The following is a 13,096-nucleotide window of genomic DNA, read 5'->3' on the forward strand; positions in this document are numbered from 1 at the left end:
CCGATAACATCTCGAAGTGCCGCTTGTGCATATTGGGAAACCGCAAGCGTGTAATCTTTTATAGTCAAAACAGCCTGCTCGGCATTTTGGACTTGGAAGTAGACGACCGCATTGATGCCCACGGGAACATTGTCTTTTGTGATAACTTCTTGCTGTGGTATGTCGGTCGTGGTGATACGCAAATCAACTTTGGTCATTTTCTGAATTCCAATCAAAATCCACGTGAGTCCTGGCGAGCGCGTCCCAGTGTATTTACCAAGAGTAAGCACAACTCCACGTTCATATTGATCAACTATCCTCAATCCAAAAAGAACGAGAAAAAATACGAAACTAATTATCGGCCAAATAAATATTTCCATAGTATTTTTATTATAGCATAAGTCTGGAAAGCGCAATAGGTCAAGCCCTGCGGATTTCCATTTCTTGTTTGTGTTTAGTATATCATGCTCCGGCGCAAATCATCAAACGCAAGAAGTCCGTATGTCCCGCATTTTGGCTTCCAAAAAACCGATGAGTTCCCTAATGGTGCCGCGGGTGGGAGTCGAACCCACACGCCCGTGAGGACACACGATTTTGAGTCGTGCGCGTATGCCAATTCCGCCACCGCGGCATGCAGTTACACTATCAATGAATCGAGCAGTTGTCGACCCTTCCCGCTTTTGAGAAATATCTCGCGTTTGCGTGCTTCAGTGTAGTCTTTATAGTGTTCTGTAAGGACTAGTGTAAATGGAGCGTACCCTTTTGTACTTTTTGTTTTACCACCGTTGTGCTCCGAGATTCTTCGTTGAATATCGCTCGTGATACCAACATATCTGTATTTATGTTGAGTGCTTTTTATGACATATATAAAAATCATGTTGTTAGGCTGACTTATCAAAGATGAGTCGTGCGCGGTCGCCTAAGGCGACTAAATATGCCAATTTTTCCGCTTTACCCGCCTCCGGCGGGCACCGCGGCAAATAAGATTCCTCACCATACTAGCATTCCGTTGTCATTTTTCCAATATTTCTCTATTCTGGGTGCATGCCTGACGAATTGAAAGAGAAAGAAAGTGTCTTCTGGATCCCGGTAGAAAAGATCAAACCCAACCCATATCAGCCCCGTACTGAGTTTGATGAGGCGGCACTCAAGGGCCTTGCCGAATCAATTCGCCAGTACGGTATTTTGCAGGCGCTTGTGGTAACGCGCATCGAGCGTGAAAGTGAGACGGGTACCGAGGTGACCTATGAACTCGTAGCAGGTGAAAGGCGTTTTCGCGCATCGCAAATGATAGGTCTTCGGGAAGTTCCTGTCACTATTCGTCGTGAAGAGCCAGCAAAGGTTCGCCTCGAGTTAGCGTTGGTAGAAAATGTGCAACGCCAAGATCTCAACGCTATCGAGCGCGCGATTGCCTATAAACGCTTGATCGATGAGTTTGCAATGACCCAGCCCGAGATCGCAGGGCGCGTAGGTAAGTCACGCGAATCGATCGCCAATACTATTCGTATTTTGATGTTGCCACAAGATATGCAGGAAGCGGTACGAGGAGGGAAAATAACTGAAGGTCATACGCGCCCTCTCCTCATGCTCTCAACCCGACCCGAAGAGCAAAAAGAACTTTTTCTTGATATTCTGGATCACCACATCTCGGTGCGTGAGGCAGAGCGCATCTCGCGCCGTATCGCGCGTGAGCGTGCGCGCAAAGTAGAAGACTTACCAAGCGCGGAAACTCGTGCGGTAGAAGAACGCCTTGGCAATGTGCTGGGTACGCGCGTTGAGATCCATAAAGAGGCGGGCGGTAAAGGCAAGATCTCCATCGAATTTTTCTCAGACGAAGAACTGTACGGTATTACCGCAAAGCTCATGCGCGAACGCGAAGAGCGGCTTGAGAGTGAGCGTATGGCGCAAGCGACCGAAGAGCAGTTTACGGTGTAATCTCTATATTTTTAACTCCTTTGATACGGCGCAGGCGCGCTATAAGTTTTTTGGTATCGCATGCTTTGGGTATGATGCACTCAATCGTCATAATGGGATTTTTTGCGTCCGCGTCCGTTTTCTCCATATTAATTTTTTCTTTCGTGAGCAGGGTGACGATCTCTTTGAGAAGGCCCACACGACTTACGCGCGTAATGCGTAGCGTTGAGTGTTTTGGTGCGCGTGCGTTTGAGCGGCGTACCGTGACCGGCTCGATGCCCATGCGTCGCAATGCCGCGCGGATATGTCCGCGTGCGACCGTCGAGCGCGCGATGGTAAGCCAATCGGAGCTTGGTTTCGCGTTTTTTGCGGTAATGACCTCAGTAGTATCGCCCGACGCGAGTGCGTAGGTGAAAGGTACCATCTTGCCGTTTACTTTAGCGCCTGTCATCCGGTCACCGATCTCGGAGTGCACATGGTAGGCAAAGTCGATCGGTGTGGCCCCTTCTGGTAGGTCGATCACCTCGCCGCGTGGGGTGAGTACAAAAATGCGGTCTTTAAAAAAATCTATTTTGAGTGCTTCTACAAAATCTTCATTCGATGCTCCTTCGGCAAAGTCACGCTGCCACTCTTGTAACTTGCGGATCCATGCGATTTTTTCTTCAGCAACTTTGATGCCCGCGCGCGGTTTGCCGCCTTCTACATATGCCCAGTGGGCGGTCACGCCGAACTCAGCTGCTTCGTGCATGGCGCGTGTGCGGATTTGAAATTCGGCTACGATATCATCTTCGCAAAATACCGTGGTGTGAAGCGACTGGTAACCGTTGGGCTTTGGCATTGAGATATAGTCTTTGATACGGCCTGGCACGGGGCGCCAAGTAGCATGGATGATGCCGAGCGCTTGGTAGCATTGCTCAACCGTATCGACAATGATACGAAGTGCTACCAAATCTGCGATACGCGAGATGTCGTTGTCATAGCGCTGAAGTTTTTTCCAAAGACTATAGTAATGTTTCTCGCGAAAGTTTACCGTAGCAGTAGTAACGCCACCCGTACTCAACTCGCGTTCAACGATGGGCGCTACGCGCGAGACATATTCGGTGCGCTGGGGCAATATTTTTTTTACATCACTAGCAAGTTTTTTCGCCTCGTCAGGATAGATGATAGGAAAGGCCAAATCTTCGAGTTCACCTTTCATCTCACCCATGCCAAGGCGATAGGCGAGTGGCGCGTAGATCTCGAGGGTTTCGGCAGAAATACGCTTTTGTTTTTCGGGTGCCAATGCTCCTATCGTATGCATGTTGTGCAGGCGGTCGGCGAGTTTGATGATAACCACACGAATATCTTGGGCGACAGCCAAAAACATTTTACGCATTGATTCGGCGGCTCTCTCAAATCCGCGGTAGCGTACGCGATCAAATTTTGTCAAACTTTCTACCAAAAACGCCACTTCAGATCCCAATTCTTGCTCAACTTCTTTTTTAGTCAGCTCCGTATCTTCCAAGACATCGTGCAAGAGGGCCGCGGCAATCGCGGGCGCGTCAAGCTTGAGTGTGATAAGTTTTTCGGCGACAGCAATAGGATGCGTGATATACAGATCACCTGATGCGCGCATTTGCCCCGCATGCGAACTTACCGAGAGATCAAATGCTTTTTTAATAAGAGCTTGCTCCGTCGCCGTAAAGCGAGTCAGGGTGCTAGCAAATTGATCCCATGTTTTATGCATATATTATTCGTCGTCTTGCTCTTGTTCTTTGTCGTCATCTTTTTTTGCTTCCTCGCCCTCAGTATCAGGATTGCCTGGGCGCTTCCAGGTAGCGTACTTGCAAGTAGGATAGCGTGAGCATCCGTAGAAAAGGCGACGCTGGCGTGTTTTACGCTCTACCATATCACCCTCATTGCATTCAGGGCATTTGATGCCCATTGATTTTGGTGGGAGTGTTTTTGTTGTTTTGCAGTCAGGAAAGCCCGAGCAGGCGATGAATCTGCCAAAGCGGCCATGACGGATGATCATGGGTTTGCCGCACTTGGGGCAATCCTCGCCCGCGGGCTCGGTCATCTCGCGTTTTTCTACGGTTTCATATTTTTCTTCCAAGTGCTTGGCAAACGGTTCATAAAATTCTTTGATGATTGGCATCCATTCTTTTTCGCCCTCTGCGATTTCATCAAACTTTTCTTCCATCTCGGCGGTAAAGGCGAGATCAACTATTTCGGGGAAGTGTTCTACGATTAGGTCGTTGACAATGAGACCTACCTCTGATGGTTGATGACGCCGCTGCGGATCACGCACCACATATCCGCGTTCGATGATTGTTGAGATGGTTGGCGCGTAGGTCGACGGTCGGCCAATACCATTTTTTTCAAGTATTTTGACGAGCGTTGCGTCAGAAAAGCGCGCAGGCGGTTCGGTAAAGTGTTGCGTAGGATCGATCGATTCGAGTGATACGATTTGGTTTTCTTTGACATCGGGCAATTCGAGTTCTTCTGATTTTGTTTTCCATACTTTCAAGAAACCATCAAAAGAAATAATTTGACCTGATGTGCGAAATTTGGTGCCCAACTCTTGTTTGTCGGCGACGACGATCGTCGAGACATCAAAGATGGCGTTGGGCATTTGTGAGGCGACGAATCTTCGCCAGATAAGCTCATAGAGTTTCGCTTGTTTGGGTTCAAGGTGAGGCGCTACTGATTCGGGTGTGCGCGACACATCACTCGGACGAATAGCTTCGTGCGCCTCCTGCGCGCCCTTTGATTTTGTTTTGTACACACGCGCGGTTTCCATAGCGTACTCGGCGCCAAGCTCGCGGGTTAGATATTCACAAGCGGCTATTTGCGATGAGACCGAAAGATTGGTCGAGTCGGTACGCATGTAGGTGATAAGACCTACCGAACCTTCTGCCACCTCGATACCTTCGTAGAGCTGTTGGGCGAGCATCATCGTTTGCTTTGCGCTAAAGCGTAGGCGGCGCGATGCTTCTTGTTGGAGCGTACTCGTTGTAAAAGGAGCTGCGGGCGCGCGCGATGATCGCTTTTTCTCGACCGATTCAATGAGCCATTCTCTATCCGCCAGTTTTTTCTCAAGAGTTTTTGCCTTGTCTTCTGACGAAATATCAAACTTTTCAAGCGGTTTTCCATTTACTGAGACAAGTTCTGCTACAAATTGCGCGCGCGATGGCGTAAAAAATGATCCACCAATAGTCCAGTATTCTTGTTTAATAAATGCTTCGCGTTCTCGTTCGCGCTCGACAATGAGGCGTAACGCCACTGACTGTACGCGTCCAGCTGATAGTCCGCGCATCACTTTTTTCCACAAAAAGGGCGAGAGCTTGTATCCTACAAGGCGGTCAAGGACGCGTCGCGCTTGTTGAGCGTCGACAAGATGAAGGTCGAGCGGACGCGGATGCAAGAGCGCCTCTTCAATAGCGGTCTTGGTGATCTCATGAAATACGATGCGCTCAGGTACCTCGATATTGAGGGCGGCAGCAAGGTGCCATGCGATTGCTTCTCCCTCACGGTCCTCGTCAGTCGCCAGGATAATACGACTCGCTTTTTTTGCCGCCGCTTTGAGTATTTTAACCGCGGGACTTTTTTTGCGCGGGATGATGTACTTGGGTGCAAAATCTCCATCGACATTGATACCGAGCGATGAGCTTGGTAGATCACGGATATGGCCAAAGCTCGATTCAACGATATACGCAGAACTCAAAAAACGCGAGATTGTTTTCGCTTTGGTCGGTGACTCGACAATGACGAGTGTTTTGAGTTTTTTAGCCCTCGGTTTTGATTTTGTTTTTGTTGCCATAATTATATAAGTTTACGCCACACTCCTCCTGTCTGTTTAATCATACCCTCAATCTCGAGCGATGCAGTATCCGCGAGAACTATTTGGGGCGTGAGACGCGTGCGCCCGATGATCTGATCGGTCGAGAGTTCTTCGGCAAGACTCTCGAGAATCGCGCGCTCAGATGGAGATCGATTGGCGGAATCCAGAGGTGCCTCCGATGTCTCGATGCCCAACGCTTCAAAAATACTCTCGATGCTCACGATGGGCGTCGCTCCTTCTTTTAAAAGTGAGTTTGTCCCGCGCGAAAGTGGGCTTGTCATCTGCCCGGGTAGGGCGAGTACATCGCGTCCATATTCGAGAGCATAGCGTGCCGTGATAAGTGCGCCCGACTTCTCGCCAGCCTCGGTTACAATGACTGCTTTCGCGATGCCCGCAATAATACGGTTTCTTTGCGGAAATGTCCAGAGTTCGGGTTTTTGGTTAGGTTCGTACTCAGATATGACCGCGCCATTTTTTGTAGCAATCTCGCGTGAAAGACCGATGTTGTCTTTAGGATATATTACTTTTTCAGAAAGCCCTGACCCGAGTACCGCGATTGTCGGTGTGCCCGCATCAAGCGCTGCGCGATGCGCGATAGTATCAACACCTCGAGCCATGCCTGACGCAATCACAATGCCACGGCGCGCGAGTGCGCGGGCAATTTCTTCGGTCATATCTTTGCCGTAGCGGGTGGGGTTTCTACTGCCCACGATTGCCACAATGAGTGTGTCGGACGAGGGGAGCGATCCTTTTATATGGAGCGCTGCGGGTATCGCCTTTGCGGGTAATTCGCGTAGGAGCGCAGGCCAACTTTGGTGCGAAGAGGTGATGCTATATATAGAAGGCTCCATAGTTTTGAGAGTATGCGAAGAGATTCGCGGTCGTCAATGGATAACTTGACAAAATAGAATAAAATGATATACTTTTTCAAAGTTTCAGTACTCCAGAAACGCGCGAAAGCGCCACAACATAGAGGAGGGTATCATGTCCGAAGGACAGTTGAATAACGACGCTCGAGAAGGCGCATACGCGAGCATCTCGCATGAGGCGCACGAACTCGGTTTCGAGGAAACGATTCGTCAGCGCACCGAAGCGCTCTCGGGAGGTGCGGCGATCGGCGCCGAGGATCTCGAGATTGTGCGGCGCGTGGCACACTTCATGTACGGATTGTTCACGCCATACGCCCGTCAGAACACGAGCATCAGCAGCTACTACAAGATGTACGCGGCGGCGTTCGATATCCACGACAGGCTTCCTGCTGGCGCAATCGACGGCGGAAAGGAAGTAGCCGCGAACCTTGTCGAGCGCGCTCGAGGCGCGGGCATGATCATCCCCAACGCCAAGGGCGTGCTCATCTGGCAGGGTCGTCACTACGGGCCGGCCTCTGGCGATGAGTTCATCATGGGGGTGTTCTCTGGGCTGGTGGAAGTCACCAAGCTCTACCCGGACCAGATCAAGGTTTCGCCCGAGCAGAGAGCGCTGCCAGCGAAGAAGTCCAAGCTTCCATCGTTGCAAGACGAGGGTCCCTTCCATGCTTTCATCGACGGCAAGTCGGGTACCTACTGGCTTGACTGGCGGCACGAGGGCCGGCGCTACATGGCCGAGCTCACGGTCACCGACAAGGGTGTGACTGCACGCGTTGGCGGCGACTTGCGTGGTGAGGGGTTCGACATTGCCAATCCCACGCCGCTGGGAAAAATGGGCGGATGGCTCTTCAATGTTTTGTGCTCGCTTGCGCGAGTCAAGCACGGAGGGGTACCCAAGCAGCTTCGGTAGCAATACCCGCACACACGCGGGTGGCCATAGGGAGGAAACTCCCTATGGCCTTTTTCATTTCACGCACATAAAGCCTTATTTGACATTTTAAGTATTTTATGATAATATATTTTTTGTAAAGTTCTTGCTATTACTTCGTTAACCAAGGTCATTCTTGGTCTTTCTATTAACAAGCACACAGAGCGCCCAAGAGGCGCGAAAGGCAGGGTAACACTTTGAGAAAAGCAGCAGCAAAGAAGGTTTCGGAGCCCGTTCTGTTCGAAGATTCGCTCGATATTCACCTCAAAAGGGGCGGTCGTCGACTCGTACTGGAGGCCGACGGCTTCATACCCGAACGGTTTCATCTCGAGGAGGGCACTGAGTGCTATGTGGATATGCATGTGCGTGTCCACGGCGACGCTCAGATCCTCCCGTTCATGGTGGGGGGCAGCAAGGGTATCGATCTCAAGCACGAGGCAGCTAGCGATCGCCACGAGGTGGAGGCTGGGCGGTGGTACAGACTTCGCATTCAGATCAAGCTGACCAATTCGCCGCCCGACAGTGGTAGGATTGCGGGCATTCCTCACACGGAGTACCCCAGCAACGCCATGCGATTCGTTGAGTGGCGCGACGGGAAGCTGATTTTCTACAGCGCCTCGCTCGTGAGTCAGCACGGTCAGTTCTTCCTGATCGTGCAAGAGCAGTATGATGTGCACTGCTACGATGCCAAGGGTGTTGTGCGGTGCCCGTACTTCGAGGCGCGAGACCATCAGTGGGATCAGCTCCTCGCAGTTTTGCCCGACATGTTCGGGGCCCTCGGTGTCACACTGCCGCCGTATCTGGGACAACAGGCCGAGCCCGATTTCATCTTCAATGGTCTCGCCTCCGGTACGGCTGGCGTTGATCATTGGGATGCCGCCAACGGTATCGGTGGGCTCACGCTTGCCGATGGCCGTAAGGCTCGGGTGCACTGGACGAGTATCACGCGGTCAAGTCGGCTCGTGTACCTCGCCCCCGGCGAGATCGTACGGGTCGGCAGGACTGTCAAGCCCGAACTTACCAAGGACAGGCCGACGAAGTATAACGATGAGGCAAAGGATGTCGTCGTCATCGATGACGAGGTCCGCGCCGCATAAACGGGGGGTGCCGCAGCACCCCAAATGCTCCACCAAGGCGACCCTTGGTGGAGCATTTTCATTTTCAGAAATTTTGCGTATACTAACTATTATGATGAAGTTTACTGCAAAACATATTTTATACGGTTTTCTTATTTTGTTTTTTCTGGCGACCTTCTATTCGGCGGTTTCTGATTCGTTTCAGGAGTCAAAAGATTTGGCACTCTCTGAACTCGTAGGCAAGGTGAATGCAGGCGAAGTTGAGGAAATCATTGTCGAGGGTAGCGTGCTTGATATCAAACTCCGTGACGGCTCACGCTTTGCTTCCAAAAAAGAAGAGGGCTCGTCACTCACCGATACACTAATCAACTACGGCGTACCGGCAGCCCAACTCTCGACATTCAAACATACAGAAAAAGATCCTTCAGGTCTTTCGTTTTGGGCGAGCGCGCTGTTGCCTACTATTATCTCACTCGCGTTTATCATCGGGTTTATTTGGTTTATGTCACGCCAAGTACAGCGATCGAGTGTGCAGTCGATGAGCTTTGGTCAGTCACGCGCGCGTATTATCGCGCCTGACAATGAACGCAATCGCGTAACCTTCAAAGATGTCGCAGGCGTCGACGAAGCTAAAGAAGAACTTCGTGAGATTGTTGATTTTCTCAAGCATCCCAAAAAGTTTCTTGATATCGGCGCGCGTATTCCACGGGGTGTCCTTTTGATGGGTGCGCCCGGTACGGGCAAAACGCTCCTTGCCAAAGCCGTTGCCGGTGAGGCGGGCGTGCCGTTTTTCCAGTTGTCAGGGTCAGAATTCGTAGAAATGTTTGTAGGTGTGGGCGCGTCGCGTGTGCGCGATCTATTTAAGATGGCAAAAAAAGCTTCTCCCGCGATTATTTTTATTGATGAAGTCGATGCGATCGGTCGTCACCGTGGTGCAGGTATGGGTGGCGGACACGACGAGCGCGAACAGACACTCAATCAGATTTTAGTAGAGATGGATGGTTTTGATACCTCCGATCAGGTGATTGTGATGGCGGCGACCAATCGTCCTGATATCTTGGACCCCGCGCTGTTGCGTCCGGGCCGTTTTGACCGCCGCGTTGTTGTCGATCTTCCTGATATCAAACAGCGTGAAGCTATTTTGATGATTCACTCAAAATCAAAACCACTTGCTAAAGATGTGCGTCTCAAGAATATTGCCGAGCGCACCCCAGGCTTTTCGGGTGCTGATTTGGAAAACTTGGTAAATGAGGCGGCGATTTTGGCGGCGCGTGCTGGCAAGCGTGAGATCAATGAGCTCGATATCCTCAAATCGATTGACAAGGTTATTTTGGGACCCGAGCGCAAAGGACATATCATCAACAAAGAAGAAAAGAAAATCTCCGCGTATCATGAGGCAGGCCATGCGCTTGTTGCCGCGTCACTTCCCAACGCCGATCCGGTGCACAAGGTCTCCGTCATATCGCGCGGCCGTGCGCTCGGTTACACACTCAAGCTTCCTGCGTTTGATAGACATTTGTATTCGCGCGCACATTTCTTAGATGAGATAGCGGTAGCGCTTGGTGGGTATGCGGCTGAAAATTTTATTTTCGGCGATCTCACTACGGGCGCGTCAGACGATCTTCGTAAGGCAAGTGCTATCGCGCGTGATATTGTACAGCGCTACGGCATGTCAAAAACCTTGGGGCCGATTACTTTTGGCGAGGACAATCAGTTGGTATTTTTAGGTAAGGAGATAGGTGCTGAGAAAAATTATTCTGAATCAACCGCGCAGAAAATTGACCACGAGGTAAGCACGATCATGAAGGGCGCGCTTGCTAAAGCACAAAAGATTTTGCGTGATCGCAAATCAAAGCTCGAAGAGATAGCCCGTGTGCTCATCGAGAAAGAAACAATCGAGCGCGACGAGTTTGCGCGAATTGTAGGAACAGCATAAGATGAACCTGTTCTTGCGAGTGTAGCTCAACTGGTTAGAGCACCGAGCTTATACCTCGGCGGTTCCTGGTTCGAGTCCAGGCACTCGCACAGTAAATAAATGGAAGTTACTCATATAGATACCGCGGAGGCACGATCGCTGCTTTTTGATCTTACGCGCAGGTATGGCCGAACGCCCGAGCACAACGCTGATTGGTTTTTGTCTGTCGCAAAGGGCGAAGTGCGACCGCCACTTTTGATTCACCTGTCTGATGGTCGCGCGGTTCTCGCGTATGACGATGGCAACGAATGGGGCATGCTTGAAGAACCGTTGGTGCCCACCGAAGATGTCGCGCGTACGGTGTGTGATTTTGCCCGTGAAGCGTTGGCAAGCTCACTTATCAAAAAAGTTGTCGTTGAGCTCAAAACACCCGTGAGAAAAGAAGTGTTAGGTATGCTACCAAAAACGCTCAAGGCTCGTGCCATAAATTACACGATGACATGGCCGGTCTATGATATGCATGCGTTTGACTCTGCGCTTCCTGGTGGTCACTGGAAGACTATTCGCAACGCCCGCAATAAATTGTATCGTGAGCATCAAGTCGAAGTGCGTGATGCGCGAGAAGTAGATACTCACGACCTCCACGGGCTTGTTGACCGGTGGAAGAGCGTGCGAGGCGCGCATGATCGCGCGTATGACGGGCGATATCATGCGTGTATTGAAAATGTCTTTGCTGGTTTTGTGAGCGCACGCGCAATCTTTGTCGACGGCCAGCTTGCAGGTATCAACGGGGGCTGGAAATTTCCCGGTAAACCGGGCTACTATTACGGCGCAGTCGGCATCCATGACTACGCGTTTCAGGATATCGGCGTTGTTTTATATCTTGAAGATTTTATGTGGATAAAAAATGCAGGGTACGCGTATGCCGATATGGCGGGAGGTGAAAAGGAGCTTACTCGCTTCAAAAATCAATTCCAACCCGTGCGCTGGTATAAAACGCATGTGTTCTCTATAGTACGAGCATAGTGCCATGAATAATGAGACTAAAAAAAGCTATTTGCACATAGGTCAGGCAAGCGACCTGCAGGGTAAGGACCGAGCGCTCTATCGTGCGCTCGAAATGTTGCCCGCGGTTCTCGCATGGGCGACCATTGTGGGGGCGTTTTTCTTTTCATGGTGGCGACCAGTGTGGGTCGCTGTTTTTATTATTGTCTTTGATCTTTTTTGGCTTATCAAAACAGTCTTTTTATCATTTCATGTGCGTGCCAATTGGCGGCGTATGCAGCGGCATTTGGCTATTGATTGGACAGAAAAACTTACAGATAAAAAATGGGATCATCTTTGGCAGTTGGTGATAGTGCCGTCTGCCGGAGAATCAGCCGATGTCATCCGTGAATCGCTCGATTTGATAGTATTGGCGCGCTGGCCGCGCGAACGCATGATGGTGGTATTGGCTCTCGAAGACAAAGGTGAGGTCGCGTGCCGGGTGGGCGCACAGATGCAAAAAAACTATACTGACAAGTTTGGTATTTTCTCTGTCACCTATCATCCGCAGGGAGTCGCCGGCGAGATGCGTGGCAAGGGATCAAACGAAACCTACGGTATGCGCGAGGCACAAAAGATCGTAGATGCGCACAATATTCCTTATGCTGATATCCTCGTCTCATCATTTGATGAAGACACCAAGCTCTACTCTCAATATTTTTTATGTTTGGCGTGGCATTTTCTGACAGCCGAGCGCCCATATCGATCGAGCTTCCAACCGGTACCGCTCTACCACAACAATGTATGGGAGTCAGGCGCGCTTGCGCGTGTGGTCGCGGCTTCCGGTACCTTTTGGCAGATGATGCAGCAAGAGCGCCCCGAGCGACTCACTACTTTTTCATCGCACTCAATGAGTTTTCTGAGTCTGGTAGAGGTTGATTTTTGGCAAACCAATATTGTCTCAGAGGATTCACGCATCTTTTGGAATCATTTCTTTTGGTATGACGGCGACTGGCGCGCGGTGCCACTCTCGTACCCCGTATCGCTCGATGCCAATGCTGCGCCCACGCTGTGGCAAACCGCAAAAAATATTTACAAACAGCAACGCCGCTGGGGGTGGGGGGTTGAGAATGTGCCGTATATGTTATTTAACTTTATAAAAAATAAAAAAGTACCGCTGGGCACCAAATTGCGTTTTTCGTTTAACGCGCTCGAAGGGTTTTGGTCGTGGGCGACCAATGCGCTCATTATCTTTGCGCTCGGTTGGCTGCCGTTGTATTTGGGCGGTAGAGAGTTCAACGGCACGGTGCTCTCATTCAATCTTCCGCAGATGACGCGCCGCATCATGACACTCGCGATGTTCGGTATTGTCACATCAGCTGCGATCTCACAGGCAATGTTGCGTCATACCAAAGACGATTATGCGGATAAGCACCGCGCGCCATTATTGCTCCATTGGATCTTAATGCCACTCTCAATTATCTTCTTCGGCGCGTTCCCAGGCCTCGAGGCGCAAACTCGCCTTGCCCTCGGCGGCAAATGGCGATTAGGTTTTTGGATTACGCCAAAAAGTCGATTGAAATGATATTTTTGCGTATAATATGTACATGA

General features: G+C 50.6%; 11 protein-coding genes and 2 tRNA genes. 7 read left to right on the top strand and 6 right to left on the bottom strand.

Going from position 1 to position 13,096, the window contains the following annotated elements:
* From AAB417_04175 to AAB417_04185, 3 genes are all read right to left on the bottom strand, one after another.
* Window positions 1–359, bottom strand: a 359-nt coding sequence (locus AAB417_04175; protein ID MEK7631192.1) for an SPFH domain-containing protein, incomplete at its 3' end; no start/stop codon positions are given.
* Between the two features lie 164 nt (window positions 360–523).
* Window positions 524–610: transfer RNA gene (locus tag AAB417_04180), tRNA-Leu, on the bottom strand.
* A gap of 6 nt (window positions 611–616) precedes the next feature.
* Window positions 617–856: a GIY-YIG nuclease family protein gene (locus AAB417_04185; GenBank protein ID MEK7631193.1), complete on the bottom strand. Its 240-nt coding sequence runs from the start codon at window positions 854–856 to the stop codon at window positions 617–619.
* A 167-nt stretch (window positions 857–1,023) separates the two neighbouring features.
* On the opposite strand from AAB417_04185, the gene AAB417_04190 reads away from it, so the two are divergent.
* The gene (locus AAB417_04190) at window positions 1,024–1,914 is read left to right on the top strand and encodes a ParB/RepB/Spo0J family partition protein (protein MEK7631194.1); all 891 of its coding nucleotides are present in this window, start codon (window positions 1,024–1,026) and stop codon (window positions 1,912–1,914) included.
* Here the strand turns inward: AAB417_04190 and AAB417_04195 are convergent.
* The 3 genes from AAB417_04195 to dprA are packed head-to-tail and all read right to left on the bottom strand — an operon-like array spanning window position 1,904 to window position 6,567.
* Window positions 1,904–3,619, bottom strand: coding sequence for a RelA/SpoT family protein (locus AAB417_04195; protein ID MEK7631195.1), 1,716 nt, complete (start codon window positions 3,617–3,619; stop codon window positions 1,904–1,906). The two genes, AAB417_04190 and AAB417_04195, sit on opposite strands and share 11 nt — an antisense overlap.
* A 3-nt stretch (window positions 3,620–3,622) precedes the next feature.
* The gene (gene topA, locus AAB417_04200; protein ID MEK7631196.1) at window positions 3,623–5,695 is read right to left on the bottom strand and encodes a type I DNA topoisomerase; all 2,073 of its coding nucleotides are present in this window, start codon (window positions 5,693–5,695) and stop codon (window positions 3,623–3,625) included.
* Between the two features lie 2 nt (window positions 5,696–5,697).
* Window positions 5,698–6,567, bottom strand: coding sequence for a DNA-processing protein DprA (gene dprA, locus AAB417_04205; GenBank protein ID MEK7631197.1), 870 nt, complete (start codon window positions 6,565–6,567; stop codon window positions 5,698–5,700).
* Window positions 6,568–6,700: 133 nt separating this feature from the next.
* Here dprA and AAB417_04210 point away from each other — a divergent pair, with 133 nt between their 5' ends.
* The 6 genes from AAB417_04210 to AAB417_04235 all read left to right on the top strand — a co-directional run bounded on the left by AAB417_04210 (window position 6,701) and on the right by AAB417_04235 (window position 13,070).
* On the top strand, window positions 6,701–7,492 hold the full coding sequence (locus tag AAB417_04210; GenBank protein ID MEK7631198.1) for a hypothetical protein: 792 nt from the start codon (window positions 6,701–6,703) through the stop codon (window positions 7,490–7,492).
* 215 nt (window positions 7,493–7,707) lie between these two features.
* Entirely contained in the window at window positions 7,708–8,607 is a 900-nt protein-coding gene (locus tag AAB417_04215; protein ID MEK7631199.1) for a hypothetical protein, read from the top strand.
* 91 nt (window positions 8,608–8,698) lie between these two features.
* On the top strand, window positions 8,699–10,522 hold the full coding sequence (gene ftsH / locus AAB417_04220; GenBank protein ID MEK7631200.1) for an ATP-dependent zinc metalloprotease FtsH: 1,824 nt from the start codon (window positions 8,699–8,701) through the stop codon (window positions 10,520–10,522).
* A gap of 15 nt (window positions 10,523–10,537) precedes the next feature.
* Window positions 10,538–10,611, top strand: a tRNA-Ile gene (locus tag AAB417_04225).
* 10 nt (window positions 10,612–10,621) lie between these two features.
* Window positions 10,622–11,527: a GNAT family N-acetyltransferase gene (locus AAB417_04230; protein ID MEK7631201.1), complete on the top strand. Its 906-nt coding sequence runs from the start codon at window positions 10,622–10,624 to the stop codon at window positions 11,525–11,527.
* 4 nt (window positions 11,528–11,531) lie between these two features.
* Window positions 11,532–13,070 (top strand): glycosyltransferase family 2 protein, encoded by a 1,539-nt coding sequence (locus AAB417_04235; GenBank protein MEK7631202.1) that lies wholly within the window; start codon window positions 11,532–11,534, stop codon window positions 13,068–13,070.
* Window positions 13,071–13,096: the final 26 nt, after the last annotated feature.

Source organism: Patescibacteria group bacterium, assembly GCA_038064855.1.
Classification (GTDB): domain Bacteria; phylum Patescibacteriota; class Minisyncoccia; order Ryanbacterales; family GWA2-47-10b; genus SICQ01.

What these genes read in the sequence shown, in the direction of transcription:
- topA (MEK7631196.1), bottom strand. Translation starts at nt 5,695, where the DNA reads ATGGCAACAAAAACAAAATCAAAACCGAGGGCTAAAAAACTCAAAACA.
- AAB417_04190 (MEK7631194.1), top strand. Translation starts at nt 1,024, where the DNA reads ATGCCTGACGAATTGAAAGAGAAAGAAAGTGTCTTCTGGATCCCGGTA.
- dprA (MEK7631197.1), bottom strand. Translation starts at nt 6,567, where the DNA reads ATGGAGCCTTCTATATATAGCATCACCTCTTCGCACCAAAGTTGGCCT.
- AAB417_04235 (MEK7631202.1), top strand. Translation starts at nt 11,532, where the DNA reads ATGAATAATGAGACTAAAAAAAGCTATTTGCACATAGGTCAGGCAAGC.
- AAB417_04185 (MEK7631193.1), bottom strand. Translation starts at nt 856, where the DNA reads ATGATTTTTATATATGTCATAAAAAGCACTCAACATAAATACAGATAT.
- AAB417_04230 (MEK7631201.1), top strand. Translation starts at nt 10,622, where the DNA reads ATGGAAGTTACTCATATAGATACCGCGGAGGCACGATCGCTGCTTTTT.
- AAB417_04195 (MEK7631195.1), bottom strand. Translation starts at nt 3,619, where the DNA reads ATGCATAAAACATGGGATCAATTTGCTAGCACCCTGACTCGCTTTACG.
- ftsH (MEK7631200.1), top strand. Translation starts at nt 8,699, where the DNA reads ATGATGAAGTTTACTGCAAAACATATTTTATACGGTTTTCTTATTTTG.
- AAB417_04210 (MEK7631198.1), top strand. Translation starts at nt 6,701, where the DNA reads ATGTCCGAAGGACAGTTGAATAACGACGCTCGAGAAGGCGCATACGCG.